The sequence below is a fragment of the Micromonospora sp. NPDC023966 genome (assembly GCF_040639095.1).
Classification (GTDB): domain Bacteria; phylum Actinomycetota; class Actinomycetes; order Mycobacteriales; family Micromonosporaceae; genus Micromonospora.
Window position 1 is genome coordinate 53,859 of sequence record NZ_JBEZZJ010000023.1, and the last position, 18,681, is coordinate 72,539.

The 18,681-nt window shown below is 73.6% G+C and carries 12 protein-coding genes; 5 read left to right on the forward strand and 7 right to left on the reverse strand.

Translation table 11 applies throughout. The features are described from left to right. The first annotated feature begins 34 nt into the window (after positions 1 to 34). Positions 35 to 715: a hypothetical protein gene (locus tag AB0F68_RS24885; protein ID WP_357342348.1), complete on the forward strand. Its 681-nt coding sequence runs from the start codon at positions 35 to 37 to the stop codon at positions 713 to 715. 58 nt (positions 716 to 773) lie between these two features. On the opposite strand, the gene AB0F68_RS24890 is transcribed toward AB0F68_RS24885, so the two are convergent. Continuing rightward, entirely contained in the window at positions 774 to 2,030 is a 1,257-nt protein-coding gene (locus AB0F68_RS24890; RefSeq protein WP_357342351.1) for a glycoside hydrolase family 6 protein, read from the reverse strand. A 243-nt stretch (positions 2,031 to 2,273) separates the two neighbouring features. Between AB0F68_RS24890 and AB0F68_RS24895 the strand changes: the two genes are divergently transcribed. The 3 genes from AB0F68_RS24895 to AB0F68_RS24905 are packed head-to-tail and all read left to right on the forward strand — an operon-like array spanning position 2,274 to position 6,657. Further along, positions 2,274 to 4,589: a transglycosylase domain-containing protein gene (locus tag AB0F68_RS24895; protein WP_357342423.1), complete on the forward strand. Its 2,316-nt coding sequence runs from the start codon at positions 2,274 to 2,276 to the stop codon at positions 4,587 to 4,589. Between the two features lie 37 nt (positions 4,590 to 4,626). Next, positions 4,627 to 6,033, forward strand: coding sequence for a CoA transferase (locus tag AB0F68_RS24900; protein WP_357342353.1), 1,407 nt, complete (start codon positions 4,627 to 4,629; stop codon positions 6,031 to 6,033). A gap of 18 nt (positions 6,034 to 6,051) precedes the next feature. Further along, a complete protein-coding gene (locus AB0F68_RS24905; RefSeq protein ID WP_357342354.1) occupies positions 6,052 to 6,657 on the forward strand; it encodes a YdeI/OmpD-associated family protein in 606 nt (201 codons plus the stop codon). Between the two features lie 8 nt (positions 6,658 to 6,665). Here the strand turns inward: AB0F68_RS24905 and AB0F68_RS24910 are convergent, their stop codons facing one another. From AB0F68_RS24910 to AB0F68_RS24925, 4 genes are all read right to left on the reverse strand, one after another. Then, positions 6,666 to 7,265 carry a TlpA disulfide reductase family protein gene (locus AB0F68_RS24910; RefSeq protein WP_357342357.1) on the reverse strand — a complete coding sequence of 200 codons (600 nt, stop codon included), beginning with the start codon at positions 7,263 to 7,265 and terminating at the stop codon, positions 6,666 to 6,668. Beyond that, positions 7,262 to 7,693, reverse strand: coding sequence for a hypothetical protein (locus AB0F68_RS24915; RefSeq protein WP_357342359.1), 432 nt, complete (start codon positions 7,691 to 7,693; stop codon positions 7,262 to 7,264). The genes AB0F68_RS24910 and AB0F68_RS24915 overlap by 4 nt, the downstream gene beginning before the upstream one ends. 73 nt (positions 7,694 to 7,766) lie before the next feature. Next, on the reverse strand, positions 7,767 to 9,824 hold the full coding sequence (locus AB0F68_RS24920) for a M6 family metalloprotease domain-containing protein (RefSeq protein ID WP_357342362.1): 2,058 nt from the start codon (positions 9,822 to 9,824) through the stop codon (positions 7,767 to 7,769). A 158-nt stretch (positions 9,825 to 9,982) separates the two neighbouring features. Further along, the gene (locus AB0F68_RS24925; RefSeq protein ID WP_357342365.1) at positions 9,983 to 10,894 is read right to left on the reverse strand and encodes a dihydrodipicolinate synthase family protein; all 912 of its coding nucleotides are present in this window, start codon (positions 10,892 to 10,894) and stop codon (positions 9,983 to 9,985) included. A gap of 234 nt (positions 10,895 to 11,128) precedes the next feature. On the opposite strand from AB0F68_RS24925, the gene AB0F68_RS24930 reads away from it, so the two are divergent. After that, positions 11,129 to 12,355: a helix-turn-helix domain-containing protein gene (locus AB0F68_RS24930; protein ID WP_357342368.1), complete on the forward strand. Its 1,227-nt coding sequence runs from the start codon at positions 11,129 to 11,131 to the stop codon at positions 12,353 to 12,355. 43 nt (positions 12,356 to 12,398) lie between these two features. Here AB0F68_RS24930 and AB0F68_RS24935 read toward each other — a convergent pair whose 3' ends face one another. Together AB0F68_RS24935 and AB0F68_RS24940 are read right to left on the reverse strand one after the other, a co-directional pair. Next, entirely contained in the window at positions 12,399 to 14,315 is a 1,917-nt protein-coding gene (locus AB0F68_RS24935; RefSeq protein WP_357342372.1) for a Xaa-Pro dipeptidyl-peptidase, read from the reverse strand. Positions 14,316 to 14,559: 244 nt separating this feature from the next. After that, positions 14,560 to 18,615, reverse strand: a complete 4,056-nt coding sequence (locus AB0F68_RS24940; protein WP_357342375.1) for a ThuA domain-containing protein — start codon at positions 18,613 to 18,615, stop codon at positions 14,560 to 14,562. Positions 18,616 to 18,681 lie beyond the last annotated feature (66 nt).

The following is an 18,681-nucleotide window of genomic DNA, read 5'->3' on the forward strand; positions in this document are numbered from 1 at the left end:
CTAAGCGATCACCCTGGTGACCAGGAGTTCCTTCATGAGCACAGCTACACCCGTCGTCCGGGCCCGATGGTGCGACATCGGCCGGATCGCCGATCTCGTCGCCGAGGCCATCTGCCCCACCGCCCTCGCGGCCTGGCTCGTCCCGGACGCGCAACGCCGCACCGCCGTGCTCGCCGCCGTGGCCCGGATCTGGACCGAGCACGCCATGCTCTTCGGCGACGCGTTCCTGCTCCGGGACGGCACCGCGGCGACCGTGTGGTTCCACCGCTACCGGCCGATCCCGGCGCCCAACCGGTACGCCGACCGCCTGGCCGCGGCCGCCGGCCCGGACGAGGAGCGCTTCCTCCAGCTCGACGAGGCGCTCGCCGCCCAGCGTCCCGCGGAGGCGCACAACCACCTCGCGCTGCTGGCCGCACCCGGCCCGGCGGCCGCGCGGCGGGCCGCCGCGGCCCTCGTCGGGGCGCAGCGCTGGATGGACACGCTGAGCCTGCCGACGTACGCGGAGGCGTTCACCGAGACCGACCGGGACCTGTTCCGGCGGCACGGGTACGCCGACCGGGAGGCCTTCACGGGGCCGGGCGACAGCACCACCCACCCAATGTGGCGGCTCTCGCCGTTCTGGGCCGGCCGGTCCGGCGGCAACGTCCGCTGGCCGGTCCGCCGGCTCGCCGGCCGGACCCGCAACGGCCGGGCCACCGGGTGGGCACTGCGCTGAGGTCGGGGCGCCGGTGACCGGGCCGGGGCAGTCGATCGCCGCCCCGGCCCGGAACCGGTCAGCGCAGCGGCGGGTTGGCGTACCGGACCAGTTCGAGGGCCTGCTCCTCGAACCAGGCGCCGGCGGCCGGGTCGGCGATACCGCCGCGCGCCGGGTCGTGGCCGGTGCCGGTGCCCCGGTCGCACTGCCCGTCGGACTGGCCCGGGGTCTTCACCCAGAGGAACGCGTCGGCGAGCGGGTCGCCGGTGGCCGTGGTGGGACGCGCGCCCAGCCCCCGGTCCGGCGGGTTGCACCAGGTCTGCGGGTCCGGCCAGCTCACCCCGGCCGGCGGCGTCCACGGCCCCTGCCCGTTACGGCTGGTGTCCACCACGAAGTGGGCGAGCCGGTCGGCCGGCACGTCGCCGACGTTCTCGGCGTACCAGGCGTCGGTGCGGCCCCAGGTGCTGAAGTCGGCCGGGTCGGCCGGGTAGTACTGGCTGGCGCACCAGTCGAAGTGGCCGCGCGCCCACTCGGGACCCTCGGTGCCGTAGTGGACGCACCGGGAGATCCAGTTGCCGTACTTGAGCTGGCGCTCGGTGGTCTCGTAGTTGGAGACGTTGAGGAAGAAGCCGTCGGCCTTCGCGACGCCCGCCTTGACCAGCCGGTCGGCGGCGTCGCCGACGCCGAGCCACGCGCTGTGCGTGCCGTCGAGGTAGACGCTGGTGCGGGGCAGGGCGCTGAGCTTGTCCACGGCGTAGTTGAGCATGGCGAAGCGGTCGGCGGCGGCGGTCGCGGGATCCGCTTCGGCCGGGCGGCACCAGTCCTGGCTGCCGGTGATGGTGGTGTACCAGGGGATGATGCCGAGGCCGTCCGGCTCCAGCATGACGGCCACCTCGTGACCGCCGATGCCCCGGGCGAAGGCGTCGATCCACGCTTCGTACTCGGCCACCGAGGTGGCGCCGCCGGCCGAGTACTGCGCGCAGTCGCGGAACGGGATGTTGTAGGCGACCAGCACGGGCACGGTCTTCTTGGCGGCCGCGCGGCGTACCTCGGCGTTGACAGTCCGGCTGACCGCGGCGGCGGAGCCGCCGGTCACCCAGACGGCCTGCGGCGTACGGATCATGGCGCGCAGTCCGGCGGCCTCCTGGTACCGGCCGGCTGCGGTCAGTTCGGCGATCTGCGCCACCGCCCCGTGGTCGGGCCGGGGGGTGTAGAAGGTCACGCCGTCGCGGATCTCCGCGCCGGCCGGTGCGGGCGAGAACGGTACGGCCGCGGCGACGGTCGCGGCGACGGCGAGACCGGTCAGGGCGCGCCGCCGGAAGGGGGTCAGGGCCACGTCTTTGCTCCTGATGGACGGGGGAACGGGTGATGGGAGCGTTCCCGCAGCTCGTCAGAGCCTCCCCCGGAGCAGCCGCGACTGTCAATGTCTCCGGCTGCCGGAGGCGGCGGCCGCCGTGCCGCAGCGCGGCGAGGGCCACCCGGAGGGCGGCGACGCCCGGTGCCGTCGCCGCAGCTCCGCTAGCCTGCGAGCCGGGCAGGGACACGATTCGGCCGAGCAGTCGGAGGGTATCGGGTGCGGATGCTTCAGACCGGCGACAACGACGACGACGCGACACCGACCCCGGGCCGGAGGCGTCGGCGGCACCGCCTGCTCATCTTCCTGGCGGTGCTCGCGCTGCTGGCCGGCTCGGGCCTGGTGGCCGGCGGCTACTACTTCGACAGCGTGCCGACCCCGACCGACCTGAAACTCCCGGAGTCGACCACCGTCTACTACGCCGACGGCCGCACGCCGCTGGCGAAGCTGGGCGCGGAGAACCGCACGATCGTCCCCTACGACCAGATGAACGACTCGGCCAAGCAGGCCATCGTGGCGGCCGAGGACCGCACCTTCTGGACGAACAAGGGCGTGGACTTCAAGGGCGTGCTCCGGGCGGCCTGGGCGAACGTCACCGGCGGGCAGCGGCAGGGCGCCTCCACCCTGACCCAGCAGTACGCGCGGGTCGCCGCCGACCTGCGTGGGGTGACCTACTCGCGGAAGCTGCGCGAGGCGGTCATCGCCTGGAAGCTGGACGACAAGTACAGCAAGGAGGAGATCCTCGGCTTCTACCTGAACACCGTCCCGTTCGGCCGGGGGGCGTACGGGATCGAGGCGGCCGCGCAGACCTACTTCGGCAAGACGGTGCGCCGGGACGCCCCGCCGCAGCAGCAGCTCACCCAGGCCGAGGCGATGGTGCTCTGCGCCATGGTGAAGCAGCCGGAGGCGGACCCGGCCGACCCCGAGGGCTCCCCCGGCTACGACCCGCGGCGCAACGCCACCGCGAAGCAGAACTCGATCGACCGCTGGAACTACATCCGCGACGGCATGATGAAGCTCGGTTACCTCACCTCGGAGCAGGCGGCGAACCTGGCGTACCCGGACACGGTGCGGCCGATCGACCCCGACGCGGGCCGCTCCGGGCTGGACCGCCCGACCGGCCTGGTGGTCAACCACGTGCTCAGCGAGCTGCGGGAGACCGAGCCGTTCCGCGGCAAGCCGGACGAGGTGATCCGGGACGGCGGCTACAGGATCGTCACGACCATCGACAAGCGGGTGCAGGACGCCGCCGAGGCGGCGGCCGACATCCGCCGGGACACCGCCCCGGAAGCCGTCCGCGGCCAGCGGAAGAACTGGCAGGCCGCGCTGGTCGCGGTCGAGCCGGGCACCGGCCGGGTGCTCGGCTACTACGGCGGCGACAAGAGCTCCGGCGCCGACTACGCGGGCTGGTACCGCGACGAGAACGGCCAGGCCCGTGGGTTCGGCCAGCACCCGCCGGGCTCGTCGTTCAAGGTGTACGACCTGGCCGCGGCCCTGGAGAACGAAATCTCGGTGAAGCAGCGGTTCGACTCGCCGGACACCAAGGAGTTCCCCGAGTCGGGGCGGACCAAGGGCAGCCCGGCCGGCCCCATCCGCAACGCCGAGCACGCGCCCTGCCAGCCGAACTGCGCGCTCTGGGAGGCGACCGTCGCCTCGCTGAACGTCACCTACTTCGAGCTGACCGAGAAGCTCGGCACCGCCAAGGTCATCGACATGGCGAAGCGGGCCGGGGTCGAGTCGATGTGGGAGACCGTCAAGGGCAACCCCCAGCCGCAGCGGGTGGACCTGCGGGACAAGCCCGCCGAGGAGGTGGCCGGGCGCTTCTCCACCGAGGTCGGCATCGGCCAGTACGGCATCAGCGTGCTGGACCACGCCAACGGGATGGCCACCTTCGCGGCCGGCGGCAAGCGTGCCGATGCGCACTTCGTCCGGTCGGTGACCAAGGGCGACGAGAAGGTGTGGAGCGAGCAGCTCAAGCAGACCGACCTCGGCCTCGACCAGGAGGCGATCAACCAGCTCGACTGGACGCTGCGCCGGGTCCGGGCGGCCAAGCTCGACAACGGCTGGGACTCGGCCGGCAAGACCGGCACCTGGCAGGCCGGGCAGAGCACCACCCAGAACGTACACACCTGGATGGTCGGCTGGACCGGAGCGCTGGCCTCCGCCGTCTGGCTGGGCACCACCGACGGCAAGCCGCTGCAGACCAAGGACGGCAGCTACGAGGTCTACGGCTCCACCGGGCCCGGGCCGATCTGGCGGCAGTTCATGGAGCAGGCCACCGCGGCGTTGAAGCTCGACCCGGACAAGTACCGGTTCCAGGATCCCGCGTTCCCGAACGACGCCCCGGAGACCACCGCGCCGGCGACGCCGCCAGCGACCTCCTCGCCCACCCCGTCCGCGCGGCCGACGCCGAGCGCGACTCCGTCGCGCCCGAGCCCCAGCCCCACCTCGAGCGAGCGACCGACCTCGCGGCCGACCATCTCCCCCTCGCTCAGCCCGCTGCCCAGCCTGTCGCCGTCGAAGACCCGGCGACCCCGGTGAGCGCCGGGCCGCCGCCGGCGGTGCGATGATCGGCGGCGTGGAGAACCCGAGGACGGACGCGATCCGGTCGGCCTGGGCCGCGCTCGGCGGTGACCCGGCCGACGCCGAGGCGGTGCGGCCGGCCGGCCCCGCCGGGGTGCTGCCGGCCCGGCTGCCGGTCACCGACCTGGCCGTGGCGTGCGTCGCCGCCGCCGGACTGGCCGCGCTGGAGCTGGCCCGGGCCCGCGGCGCCGGAACGGACGGCCCGCTGGCCGTGGACAGCCGCGCCGTGGCGGTCGCCTTCACCAGCGAGCGGCACCTGCGGGTGGACGGGCAGGCGTTCAGCGGCTTCGCCCCGCTGTCCCGGTTCTGGCCGGCCGCCGACGGCTGGGTCCGCACCCACGCCAACTACCCGCACCACCGGCGGCGGCTGCTGACCGCGCTCGACCTCGACCCGGCGCACCCCGACGACGAGGCCCTGGTGGCGACGGTCGGCGAGCGGATCGGTGCCCGCCCGGCGGCCGAGGTCGAACAGCGGGTGACCGCAGCCGACGGCCTCGCCGTGGCCGCCCGCACGCCGGCCGGATGGGACGCGCACCCGCAGGCCGCGGCCGTCGCGGCGGAACCCCTGGTCCGGCTCCGGGCCGACGCCCCCGCGGCGGCCCGCCCGGTGTCCGCCGCGCCGGCCGGGCTGCCCGCCGCCGGGGTACGCGTGCTCGACCTGACCCGGGTGATCGCCGGTCCGGTGGCCACCCGGTTCCTCGCCCTGCTCGGCGCCGACGTGCTGCGCGTCGACTCCCCCGGGCTGCCGGAGCTGGAGCCGCAGCACCTGGACACCGACGCGGGCAAGCGGTCCACCCTGCTCGACCTGGGCCGGGACGCCGACCGGGCCCGGTTCACTGCGCTGCTCGCCGACGCCGACGTGGTGGTCACCGGCTACCGGCCGGGGGCGCTGGACCGGTGGGGCCTCTCCCCCGAGGCGCTGCGCCGGCACCGCCCCGACCTGGTGGTGGCGCGGCTGTCGGCCTGGGGCGGCACCGGCCCGTGGGCGGGGCGACGCAGCTTCGACAGCCTGGTCCAGGCCGCCACCGGCATCGCCGAGATCGAGCGGCGGCCCGACGGCACGCCGGGCGTGCTGCCCGCCCAGGCGCTCGACCACGGCACCGGCTACCTGCTCGCCGCGGCGGTGCTGCGGGCGCTGGCGCTGCGCGCCGGCGACGGGGGCGCCTGGACCGCCGAGCTGTCGCTGGCGCGTACCGCCCGGTGGCTGCGGCACGAGCTGCCGGCCGGGGCGGTCCAGGCCGCCGCCCCGCCGGACCCGGACCCCTGGTGCGCCGAGCGGGACAGCCCGGCGGGCCGCCTCCGGTACGCGCTGCCTCCGGTCACCCTGCCCGGCGGTCCGCGTACCTGGGCGAGCCCGCCGACGCGGTGGGGCGGCGACCCGCCGGCCTGGCTGCCCCGCTGAGCGGAGGAGGAGGAGCCGATGGCGCAGGAACCGCCGGAGCTGGTGGTGCCCGACGCGGACGCCTGGCGGGACTGGCTCGCCACCCATCACGACGACCCGGTCGGCGTGTGGCTGGTGCTGGCCAAGCGGGGCGCCGCCGGGCCCACCACCCTCACCTACGACCAGGCCCTCGACGAGGCGCTGTGCCACGGCTGGATCGACGGCCAGGTGCGGCGCCGGGACGAGGCCACCTACCGCCAGCGGTTCACCCCGCGGCGGGCGCGCAGCCCCTGGTCGGCGCGGAACGTCGGGATCGTCGCCCGGCTGGTCGAGGAGGGCCGGATGCGGCCGCCCGGGCTCGCCGAGGTGGAACGGGCCCGGGCCGACGGCCGCTGGGACGCCGCGTACGCCGGGCAGGCCACCGCCGAGGTGCCGGACGACCTGGTCGCCGCGCTCGCCGGCAACGCCCGGGCCCGGGCGATGTTCGACGTGCTCACGGCGCAGAACCGGTACGCGATCATTTACCGGCTCGGCGCCGCCCGGCGGGCGGAGACCCGGGCGCGGCGACTGGCCGAGTTCGTCGAGATGCTCGCCCGGGGCGAGACCCCGTATCCCCAGAAGCGCCGGCCGGCCGCGCCGGACTGACCCGCCGGTCAGCCCGCGAGCACGAGCCTGCGCAGTTCGGCGTCGAGGGTGGCCGCGTCCACGCCGCCCGGCCAGCCCCGCAGCAGCGCACCGCCCTTGGCGACGACCACCACGGCCGGGGGCTCGCGGACCGCGTACGAGCGCCAGATCAGCCCGTCGGCGTCGAGCGCGACCGGGTACCCGACCCGGTGCTCCCGCAGGTAGCGCTGGACGTCCTCGGGCTTGTCCTCGGTGGCCACCCCGACGAAGACGACCTCGTCCCGATGGCGGCGGGCCAGCTCGCTCAGGGCCGCCTGACGGTCGGCGCAGAGCGTGCACCAGGACGTGAAGAAGATCAGCACGACCGGTCGGTCGGCCCAGAGCTCGGCGAGGGCCACCGGGCTGCCGTCGGTGAGCGCGCCGGTGACGGCCGGCGCGCCGGGCGCCCCGGACGGCGCCGGTCGCAGCGCGAGACCCGCCGGCGCGGGACCCGGCAGCGCCGCGGCCCCACCGGCGACCGGCTCGGGCCGGGCGGGTGCGTCGTCGCCGCCGGAGCACGCGGTCGCGGCGAACACCCCCGCCAGCGCTAGCGCGACGGCGGTCAGGCGGACGGCGTACCCCCGGGTCACGACGGCACCACCGCGACCAGCGCGGGTCCCTCGCTGTCGTTCGGGGTGAGGTCGACCGGCGGGTGGCCGTCGACGACCAGCCGGTAGGCGTCCCGAGCGGCCAGCTCGACCGGCACGGCGAACTCGCAGTACGTCGGCACGCGCGGCACCTCCAGGTCCTCGGCGAAGGTCGCCACCGACCGGCCCGGGGAGAGCGAGCCCTCGGCGAGCGTCCGGCCGGCCGGGTCGACCACCTGGAACGGCGCCCGGTTGTGGAAGTGGGTGTAGGGGCCGGTGCCCGCGCACTCGACGCCCGCCGGCCGGATGTTGATGTCCCGGACGAGCACCCGCACGGTCATCGCCGACCGGGCCTCCTCGCCGTCACCGCACGCGGTGAGCGCGCCGGTGAGCAGCGACGGCAGCACCAGCGCTGCCAGCAGGCGACGCATCTGTCCTCCTGGTCGTCGGGGTCGGTGCCCCGGGGCGGTGCGGCACACGGTCCGCACCGCCCCCGGGTGCGGGTCAGCCGAGCAGCGCCCGGGGCCGTTCGACCCGGCACTGGCTGGTGACGGTCCTGCTCGGGTCGCTCTCCGAGGTGGCGGTGAGCGTCACCAGGGTGGTCGCGGTCGCGCCGGAGCCGGCCCCGACCGAGACGGCAACCGGGGTGCTGGCCCCGAACTCGGCGGTGGCCAGCTCGTTGGGCAGTTCCACCCGCCAGCCCTCGCCACCGACGGTCGCCGAGAGCCGGTAGACGTCCGACTTCAGGTACGCGCCGGCGTCCTCCGGGTGCGGCTGCCCCTCGGCCACGTACGTCCCGGTGTTGGTCAGGTCGAAGGTGCAGGTCGCGCCCTTGCCGGTGGGCTCGCCCCGGGTCACCAGGTGGCCCTTGGACAGCGTCACCCCGTGCGCGCTGTGCCCGGCGCCGTCCAGCGACCGGACGGCCACCGTGTAGGACAGCACCCCGTCGCCGTCCCGGCGCAGGTTGAGCACGTAGAAGTGCAGCCGGTTGGCCTTGTCCACGTACTCGTACTCGCTGCCGGAGTTGGCCCCGGCGTGGAACAGCGCGTCGGACAGCTGCCGGTAGTCACCCATGGTGATCTTCTGCGGGGTGCCGTTCGGCTGGTAGAAGTCCACCATGTCGATGTCCTGCGGGTTGGCGTCGACCACCCACACGAACGGGGCGCTGTCGGTGTTCTTGGTCTTGCTGATCAGCACGCCGTTGTCCGGGGTGAACGAGTCCGCGCCCATCCGGTCGACGACCTCGACGGTGTAGTTGTTGTACCGGCCGCCGTCGCAGAGCGGGTCGGTGGCGACGGTGCACGCCGGCGAGCGGTCGGTGTTCATGGCGATGTTGAGGCCGGTCAGCCCACCGGGACCGGCGTCCACGGCGCGGGCGGTCACGTCGGCGACCACCATGCCGGAGGTGGCCAGCCCCTCCCGGGAGAGCCGCAGCACGTGCTCCTCACCGAGCAGCCCGATCTTCAGCTTGTCCCGCACCGTGTGCAGCGACCCCATCGAGCCGCCGTTGACCGGCGGGATCTGCCAGCGGGTGTGCGGCCCGCCCGGCCCGTTGAACGACCCGCGCGACATCATGCTCCAGATGCCGGTGTACGCGCGGCGCAACGGCGTGCCGTACGGGTTGTTGTAGTTGTCCCCGATGCTGAGCAGATGGCTCAGCTCGTGGGCGTACACGCCCATGCCGGAGCTCTCCGCCTGGGTGGACGAGCCGCCGCCGGCGTTCGGCCAGATGGTGGCGGCCGCCTTCCACGAGGTCCACTCGACGTAGCGGGTCTTCGCGTAGTTGGGCAGGTTGGGGTCCGGCGGGCCCCACGCATCCGGCACGTCCTCCTTGGTCTGGAACATCATCTGGCCGAACTCCTGCCAGGTCGAGGACTCGTCCTGGCCGGCCGACAGGATGAAGACCAGCTCGAAGCTGTCGGCCACCGCGTCGCCCACCGCCGCGCGCCAGGCGCCCAGCCCGTCGGTGCGGATGTTCTTGGCGCACGCCTCCCCGGTCGGGCAGGCGCCCGGGTTGAAGCCGTTGTCGATGCCGTACTGGTAGGACTTCGCCGGCATCTCGTACGGGCCGAAGCCGCTGAGGTCCACCCCGTAGCGACCGTTGGAGTCCTGCATCCAGTACTCGTGCAGGGTGTGTCCCCGGTTCAGGTCGCCGGGCTTGTTCAGGAAGTCGGTGTAGAACTTCGCGACCTGGTTGCGGGGCACGTTCGCGGCGGTCGCCTGCGGGTTGCCGAAGACCGTCGAGCCGGCCGGTTGGGTGATGACGAACGGCTGGTCCACATAGTCCAGCGTGACCAGCGCGATCTTGAAGTTGCGGACCGAGCCGCGCACGGACGGGTCGGCCCAGTTCCGGTTCGGCACCTGCCGGTAGTCGTCCCAGGTCATCGTGTCGGGATTCTGCCAGCGCTGGGGGTCGAGCGGCTGGAACGGGGCGGGCGCGTCCGGCGGGGCGCCCGGTGCGGCGGAGGCCGGCCCGGCGGCGCCGGTCGCGACCAGCACGGTCGTGACGGCGGCGGCCAGCACCGAGCGCCACACCGCACGCCTGGTGGGCAGAAGGTGCATCGAGTCACCTCTCAGGTCGAGGGCTGGGGGCGGGGCGATCAGGGGCGCTCACCGTCCGCATTGATCACGCCCGATCCCGACCCTAGGAGGCGGCCGGCGCGGCGGTCACCGTGCAGATGTCGGCAGGTGGGCCGGCGACTTCCGACACGTGCAGGACGTCACGCCGTGGGCACCGGCCCGGCATCGGACCGCTCGGCCCGCTCAGCCCGTCGCAGGTCCCGGCAGAGCCGCTCCTCCAGTTCCGGGGGCAGCGCGCCGCGGGGCGGCCGGCACGGGCCGCCGTACCGGCCGGCCAGCCCCATGGCCAGCTTCACGGCCTGCACCCCCTCGGTGCGGGCGCCCCAGCCGAGCAGGGGGTGCAACCGGGCGTAGAGCGGCAGCCCGGCAGCCAGGTCACGGGCGGCGCAGAGCCGGTGCAGGCGCAGGCAGAGCCCGGGCAGGACGTTGGGGCAGCGGGCGAGCCACCCGGTCGCGCCGCACACCGTCAGCTCCAGCAGCACGTCGTCGGCGCCGGCCAGCACGTCGAGGTGGGGGCAGAGGTCGCGGACCCGGTGCAGCCGGCGGACGTCGTCCTCGCGTACGGCCACCACGCCGTCGGTCTCGGCGACCCGGGCGAGCAGGTCCGGGGTGAGGTCCACCGTGGCCTCGGCCGGATCGCGGCACACCACCACCGGCAGCCCGACGGCGGCCACCTCGCGATAGTGGGCGACCACCTCGGCGGGCCCGCCCGGGTAGCCGACCGGTGGCGGGGCGAGCACCGCCTGCGCCCCGGCGAGCCGCGCCTGCTCGGCCCAGTGGCGCGCCTGCCGGCTGCCGTACCCCCCGACGGCCGGCAGCACCGCGCAGCCCGGCGGCGCCGCTTCGACGGCGGCGCGGACCACATCGGCGCGCTCCCCCTCGGACAGGGCCCTGTACTCCCCCAGCGGGCCGCACGGGGCCACACCCCGGCAGCCGGAGTCGCCCAGCCACCGTACGTGCTCCTGGAACCGGTCGAAGTCGACGGAGAGGTCGCTCCGGAACGGTGTGGGGAGGGCGACGACGACGCCCTGCCAGGGCCTGGTTGCGGCCACGACGGTTTCCCTTCTCGGCGGACCCGGCCCCGCACACGTTAGGGCCGTCCCGGGCCGCGGTCTTCCGACAGATGCCGGAACCGCTCCACGCGGACCGGGTACGGCTGTCGCGGGGGTATTGCGCGCCCGCCACCATCATCGGAAGGTAGGCCCAGGGTCCAACCAGCACACATCCGGCCCACACCGTGCGGGGACCCCGCCGGACCCGGGCCGGTCCGGGGGAAGCGCATGCGCATGGAGCTGCAACGCATCGTCGACCGGGTCGCGGCGCGGGTGAAGCGACCGGCACTCATCGAGGACCGGCGCCAGCGCGTCGTCGTCTACAGCGAACACACCGGGCTGATCGACGGGGTGCGCCGCAGCTCGATCCTGCGCCGGCACACCACGCCGGAGGTGATCGCCTGGGCCCGGGAGATCGGCATCATGCAGGCCCGGCAACCGGTCCGCACCCCGGCCCGGCCGGACCTGGACCTGCTCCCCCGGGTCTGCGTGCCGATCCGGCACCAGGACCTGCTGCTGGGCTTCGTCTGGTTCATCGACGCGGTCGATGGGATGACCGACGAGGACATCTCGGTGGTGACCGAGGCGATGCCGGACCTCTCGCTGGCCCTCTACCGGGAGAACCTGCTGGGCGAGCTGACCTCGCAGCGGGAGGCGGAGGCCACCCGTACCCTGCTGGTGGAGTCCCCGGAGGCCCGGCGGGAGGCCGTCCGGTCGCTGCTGACCGACGGCGTGGTGGCCCGCGACGGCCAGGTCACCGCGCTGGTCGCCCAGCTCGCGGTGACCCGGGACGACGTGCTGGACGACACGGCCCGGGTCGCCCTGGAGCACGCGCTGGTCGCCACCCGGCAGTGGGTCGGTTCCCGCGAGACCCTGCACCTGGTCCGGCACGACCACGGGGTGCTGCTGCTCTGCGGCGGGCGGGCCACCGGCCGGGTGGCGGCCGAGGAAGCCGCCGCGCACCTGGACCAGGCCCTGCGCGCGGCGACCCGAGGGCTGGCGTCGGTGAGCCGGACGGTGCTCGGGGTCGGCGACGGCCGGCCCCGGCTGTACGACAGCCTCCTGTCCTACCAGGAGGCGTTCCAGGCGGCCCGGGTGGGCGTGCAACTGCCCGCCCTGGGCCCGGTCGTGCCCTGGGCCGACCTGGGCATCTACCGGCTGCTGTCCGGCGTGGACGCCCGCCACCTCGATGTCGCCCGGGTGCACCCGGGGCTGGGCCGGCTGCTCGGCGACGAGGCGCACCAGGTGCTGCTGGAGACCCTGGAGGTCTACCTGGACCTGGCGGGCAACGCCCACGCCACCGCCGAACGGCTCCGGCTGCACCGCACGACGCTGTACTACCGGCTGCAACGGGTGGAGCTGCTCGCCGAGACCGACCTCAAGGACGGCAACGAGCGGCTCTGCCTGCACCTGGCGCTGAAGCTGGGCCGGCTCACCGGCCGGTACCAGCCGGATCGGTAGGCGGGGGCGGGACACCGCTGCCGGCGTCCCGCCCCCGGGTCTCCTACAGGCCGGCGGCCTCCGCCGCCGTCCGGCCGCCGACCACCGGCAGGGTGATCCGGCTGCGGTCGAAGTGGACGGTGATGTGCGCCCGGCTCTGCTTGGCCCGGCTGCTGTAGCCGGAGTACGAGCCGAGCAGGACCACGCCGATCTGGTGGCCGGCGTCGAAGACGTAGTCCTCGGGGAGCAGGTTCACGTCGACCGCGGTCTTCCGGCCGGGCACCAGCGGCGTCGACACCGACGGCGAGTCGAGGTTGAGGCCGTCGATGATCCCCTTGGTGACCAGCTCCTGCGGGTTGGTCGCGACGGTCTTCTCAGTCTTCCGGTAGCAGGCGTTCTCGGCGAAGCCGCCCCAGGTGGCGCTCGCGCCCCAGCAGTCCTCGTCGGTCAGCGTCCGGATCCCGTCGCCGCTGGTGCTGAACCGCAGGCGGGTGCCGTAGTCGACCAGGAGCCCGGCGAAGCTGGTGTCCTCGCCGTCGACGGTGGCGTTGATCCGCACGACCGGGGTGCCCGAGACGTGCAGCGGCGCGGTCAGCGGGGCGGAGAGGAACACCAGGCGGTTCTCGGTGTTCGCGGCCGGGTCCGACGGGTGGCGGATGGCGTTGGTCGCGGTCATCGTGGGGGTGTCCTGGAAGGTCGCGGACCCGTTGCCGGGGCCGGAGCGGACGGCGAGCCCGCCGACGTTTCCGGCCGCCGGCGCCCGCAGGAACACCTGGGTCGGCCGGGCGTCCGGCAGCGGCCAGGCACGCGCGGTCTCCCAGACGTCCGGCGCCCGCTCGATGTCGACGGCCGGCTCCCGCATGATGCCGTTGTCGACGCCCTGGAGCCAGTAGTCGAACCAGCGGTGCAGGGTCTCCACCCAGGCGCCCCGGCGGAAGTCGAACGGGTCGACGTGGCCGGCGCCGGTGAGCCAGAGCTTGCGCGGCACGCCCTGCTCGCCCAGCGCGGCCCACCACTTGCTGAAGTGGTCCGGGCGGACGTTGTCGTCGTTGATGCCGTGCACCACGAAGACGCTGGCCCGGACCCGGTCGGCGTGCGGCACGTAGTCCCGCTCCGCCCAGAAGTCGTTGTAGTCCCCGGTGGCGTCGTCGCCGCCCTGCCCGAGGGCGGCCCGCACCGGGGCGCAGTACGCGCGCCGGGCCGGGTTGGTGACCGTGTTCGCCAGGCTGCCCGAGTAGTTGTTCGCCCGGGTGACCAGGCCGTTGCTGCGGGAGTAGTCGTACCAGCTGGAGATGGCCGAGATCGGCACGATGGTGGTCAGCCCGGCCACCCCGTCGGCCGCGGCGGCGTTCGCCAGGGTCCCGTCGTACGACTTGCCGATCATGCCGGTGCGGCCGTTGTGCCAGTCCGCCACGACCTGCCGGCCGGCGGCGTCGAAGCCCGGCCGGCGCCCGTTGAGCCAGTCGATCGCCGTGGGCGCGCTGATGTTGTCGGCCCGCCCACCGGTGACCGGGCAGCCGGTCGAGTTGTTGGTGCCGATCATGTCGAGCAGCACCATCGCGTAGCCGCGCGGGACGAAGTAGTTGTCGTAGAACAGCGGCCAGGTGTCGTTCAGGCCGTCGCCGTCGAGGTCGGCCTTGCACTCGCTCTCGTTGCCCCGGCAGACCGTCGAGTAGTACGGGCTGGCGTCCATCACCACCGGCACCTTGAGCCCGTTCTCGCTGGCCCGTGGCCGGATGATGTCCATGGCGACGATGTCTCGGGCGCCGTCGCCGTCGGTGTCCACGTCCGAGGTGACGAAGATCCGTTCCCGGACCGCGTCGGCGTAGCCGAACACCGGTTGGGTGACCCCGCCCTCGACCACCAGCCGGGCGCCGTCGTCCGCGCCCGGCCCGGCCAGGGCGCCGGTCGCCGGCAGGCCGGTGACCGCGACCGCCAGGGCCACCACCGTGGCCCGCCAGGCATGTCTTCCGCTTCGCATCCGCATGCTCTCCTTCCCGCGCCGGCCGTCGACCGGCGGCGTACACAGGGGACACACCGCCGCGACGGTCGCCCCGAACCTACGGATCGACGGGTGTACGGGTCTTCGGACACCTGTGGAAGAAGCCCGCCCCCGGCTCCTACGCCTGTCGCAGTTCGCGGGGCGACGCGCAGAGTCATTGACGGAGGCTGACCCGCGAGCGCCGGGCACGGGGTCGACCCCGTGCCCGGCGCCGCCGGTGCGACTACAGGTCGCGCACCCGCACGTCGCGGAACTCGATCAGGTCGTTCGTGCTGTGGTTCTGCAACCCGACGAACCCGCTGAGGAACTGCCGCAGGTCGGTCGGCGGGTCACCGGCCCGGGACGACGCCTTCCCGGGCGTGTTGTCGAACTCGTTGATCACCACGCCGTTCCGGATGATCGTGTAGTGCTGGCCGACCACCCGGACCTCGTAGTCGTTCCAGGTCCCCTTCGGGGTCGCCCCAGCCTTGTCGAGCCCCTGCGAGTCGAAGTTGTAGATCGACCCGGTCTTCTGCGGCTCGCCGGTGGGCCCGTCGTAGATCTGGATCTCGTGACCGCAGTAGATCGCCACCCAGGCCTGGGACGACCGGGCCGAGCCGACCGTGCCGCAGCTGCCGGCAGGTCGCTCGTCCAGCGGGATCCGCGGATCCGGGAACCGGGCGAAGACCCCGCTGTTGGCGTACGTGGTGCCGGCGGAGACGTCGCGGAACTTCAGCCGCAGCGAGAAGTCCGCGAACTCGTCCTTGGCGTACCACAGCATGCCGAGCCCACCCGAGCTGCGGATGGTCCCGTCCGGCTGCAGGTTGAACGACCCTCCGGGCGCCTGCCGCCAGTCGGCGAGGGACGCCGCGGTGCCGTCGAAGAGCGACCGGTAGCCGGCGACCTTGCCGATCGGCGACTGGGCGGCGGCGGTGTTCAGCTTCGTCGCCTCCCGGTTGTCCAGCACGCCGTCGGCGCGCAGGTCGTTCACCACGTCGGACACGTGGCTGACGAACTGACCGTGGTTGGTCCAGCTCCGCTCGTCGTCGATCAGGTCGTTGACGGTGCAGCCGCCGCCGACCTGGTGGTTGGTCACCCCGGTGTCGGTGTCCAGCATCCGCACGGTCGCCCGGCTGTCCGGCGCGGCGCAGCCGGCGGTGACGGTGATCTTCGCGGTGGAGACCTGGCCGTCGGCGTAGGTCACCTTCAGGGTGGCCTCGTAGGTGCCGTAGTCGGCGTAGGTGTGCGTGGGGTTCGCCTCGTGCGACGGCGCGCTGCCGTCACCGAAGTTCCACTCCCACGCCACGCCACCGACCCGGGCCGCCGAGAACGTGACGGTCTTCGGCCGGCTCGGCGTGACGGCCCGCCAGGAGGCGTCGCTCGCCCGCGGGGTCGCCTCGCCACCGGTGTAGGCGATCCGGATCAGCTTCTGGTTGCTGTGCAGGCTGAAGAAGCCACCCGCGTAGTCCAGCATGTAGAGCGCGCCGTCCGGGCCGAACTTGGCGTCCATCCAGGACTGGAGCTGGTTGCCGCCGGAACCGCCGCGGATGATCTGGCGCAGGTCCTCGGCGAACGCGGGCGGGGCGTGCTCGTCGACCGTGGCCGGGTCGACGGTGACGGCCACCCGGTTGTTGGCGTTGGACTGGTCGCCGATGAACCACTTGTCGTCCCAGTACGCCGGCCAGGCCACCCCGCTTGCGGTGTCGACCTTCTCGCGCTGGTAGGTCGGGCCGTCCATGATCGCCTGCCCGCCGCCCTTGAGGTACGGCTGGGTGAAGGTCTCCTGCCCGAGCTGGTACGTGGGCAGCCCACTGCCGTCGGTCCGCTTCGGGTAGACCGGGCCACCGCCCTGCGGCGAGTACCAGATCATGTTGTCCCGGGCCGGCGGGAGGTTCACCAGACCGGTGTTGCGCGGCGAGGTGTTCTTCAGGTTGTCGCAGTCGTACCAGCCGGTCAGCACGGTCGCGTCGGTGCTGCTGCGGTCCCGGTACGGCTGCCGGTTGCCCATGCAGTACGGCCAGCCCTGGTTGCCGGCCGAGGTGATGATCGTGGCGGTCTCGTACTTGGCCGGGCCCAGCTCAGGGTCCGGGGCGCCGGCGTCCGGGCCGACCCAGGCCGCGGTCAGCCAGTGGTGGACCGAGTCCCAGGCGATCCGGGCGATGTTGCGCACGCCCATCACGTAGATCTCCGGGCGGGCCTTGCCGCCGCCCTCCTCCTTGCCGGTGAACAGGTTCCCGGCCGGGATGGTGTAGGTGCCGTCGGCCTCCGGGTGGATGCGCAGGATCTTCCCGTTGAGGTCGTTGGTGTTGCCGGCGGTACGCCGGGCGTCCTGGAACGAGGTGCCCTTGAACTCCTGCGTCCAGTTGTTGCCGGAGTAGCCGTTGGAGCCGCCGGAGGAGTTGCTGTCACCGGAGCCGATGTACAGGTTGCCGCTCTCGTCGAACGTCATCCCGCCGCCGGCGTGGCAGCAGCTGTGGATCTGGGTGTCCCAGTGCAGCAGGTCCTTGCGGGTGCCCTGGTCGATGGACTGCTTCGCGGCGTCGTAGGTGAACCGGGAGACGGTCCGCTGGCCGATCCGCCGGTCCCGGTCGATGGACTCGTGCGGCATCCAGTAGACGTAGACCCAGCCGTTCTCGGCGAACTTCGGGTCGAGGGTGATGCCGACCAGGCCCTCCTCGTTCTTCACCAGTTCGCTGCCACTGCCCCGGTTACCCATCACCGCGAGGGTGGTGAGCAGCTTGGGCTGCTTCGTCTTCGGGTCCCACCGGTGGATGGTGCCGCAGCCGAGGCCGACCTTGGGGTCGTCCCAGCTCACCACCGGGCCGCTCGGGCAGGCCGCCTTGCCGATGTAGAACACCCCGCCGTCGGGGGCGACGGTCAGGCCGTGCGGCTCACCGATCTGGTCGAGCTGGCCGGGCTGGTTGGCGGCGGTGAGCCGGTCGACGCGGTAGTTCGCGGCGATGGTGGCCTGGCAGTCACCGCGGACCAGGCCGGCCGACCACTTGATGGCGCCGGCCAGGTGCCCCTGGAACTGCTTGTCGCTGGTCCAACTCGCCTCGGTGCGTCCCATCCCGGTGTAGAAGGACCGGCCGCCGTCGTAGTCCTGGCACCAGGAGATCGGGTGGAAGGCGCCGTTGCCGCTCAGGCCGGCGTTGTAGGTGCCCTCCTCGACCTGCGCGACGGTGTGCACGCGGCCGGTCGGGCTCGGGTCCCAGTTGATCCACTGGTCGGCGCGGGTCCAGGTGAGCGGCAGGCCCTTGTTGGCCGGGTGCTGCCGGTCGGTGAGGTCGACCTTCGCCTGCTGCACGGTGGTTTCCGGCGGCGGTCCCGCGTCCGGGCCGATCAGCCACAGCTCGGCGAGCTGGATCAGCGGCTCCCCGCTGTTCGCCGTGACGTTGAGCCGGTAGTGCTGGTAGGCGGTGGTGTTGGTGAAGCTGAACTGCCTGGTCTGGAACCGCTGCGGGAAGGTCTCGTTGCTGCGGGTGTCCAGGTCGGTCCAGGTGGTGCCGTCCTGAGAGCCCTGCAGGGTCCAGTTCTTGGGGTCCCGGCCGGGGAAGTCGTTGGCCGAGGTGAGCGCGTAGCGGCTGACCACCACCGGCTTGGCCAGCTTCGCCGCCAGCCAGCCGGTCGGCGAGAACGTCAGCCACTTGGTGCCGGTCGAGCCGTCGATCGCCTTCGCGGCGGTCTCGTTCGGCGGGTTCTCCGCGCTCGCGGTGGCCGAGACCGGCTTCTCGGCGTTCGGCAGGCCGGCGGCCGGCCGGGTGCCGATCAGGCCGGTGAACCAGGACGAGTCCGGCTGGGCCCGGGCGGCGTCGTGCACGCCGACGAAGCCGCCCCCGTTCTTCACGTACGCCTGGAAGGCCGCCTCCTGCGCGTCGCTGAGGGTGACGCCGTTGGCGGAGAGGAACACCACCGCCCGGTAGCGGGCCAGGTTCCCGAAGCTGAACACCGCCGGGTCGGCGGAGTCGTCCACGGTGAAGCCCTGCTGCTCGCCCAGCTCGCGGATGGTGGCGGTGGCCTTGGTGACCGGGTCGTCCTGCTTGTCCACGGGGCCGTGGAAGACCAGCACCTTGACCGCCGGCGCGGCCTCGGCGGCCGCCGCGGGGGTCGGGGTGAGGGTCTGGCCCGGCAGGGCGAGCACGCCGAGCGCCAGGGCGGCGCTCGACGCCAGGGCGCCGAGCCGGCGACGGGCGCCGGGGCGACGCGGGGCGGTCGGTGAGGGCGGTGTGGTGGTGGCTCCCGTCGGGCCGGCGTCGAGGCCGACCCATCGGGAGAACCGGAAATGGCGTCTGTCGGCCATCTCGAATCCTCCTGTTGTGAGGTTTCCGGGTTCGTCGATTCCGCCGGTGACGTGAGGCGGTCACCG

Bases quoted from the DNA above. Each gene is read 5' to 3' on its own strand.
- AB0F68_RS24885 (WP_357342348.1), top strand. From the start codon at position 35: ATGAGCACAGCTACACCCGTCGTCCGGGCCCGATGGTGCGACATCGGC.
- AB0F68_RS24930 (WP_357342368.1), top strand. From the start codon at position 11,129: ATGGAGCTGCAACGCATCGTCGACCGGGTCGCGGCGCGGGTGAAGCGA.
- AB0F68_RS24895 (WP_357342423.1), top strand. From the start codon at position 2,274: ATGCTTCAGACCGGCGACAACGACGACGACGCGACACCGACCCCGGGC.
- AB0F68_RS24905 (WP_357342354.1), top strand. From the start codon at position 6,052: ATGGCGCAGGAACCGCCGGAGCTGGTGGTGCCCGACGCGGACGCCTGG.
- AB0F68_RS24940 (WP_357342375.1), bottom strand. From the start codon at position 18,615: ATGGCCGACAGACGCCATTTCCGGTTCTCCCGATGGGTCGGCCTCGAC.
- AB0F68_RS24915 (WP_357342359.1), bottom strand. From the start codon at position 7,693: ATGCGTCGCCTGCTGGCAGCGCTGGTGCTGCCGTCGCTGCTCACCGGC.
- AB0F68_RS24935 (WP_357342372.1), bottom strand. From the start codon at position 14,315: ATGCGAAGCGGAAGACATGCCTGGCGGGCCACGGTGGTGGCCCTGGCG.
- AB0F68_RS24920 (WP_357342362.1), bottom strand. From the start codon at position 9,824: ATGCACCTTCTGCCCACCAGGCGTGCGGTGTGGCGCTCGGTGCTGGCC.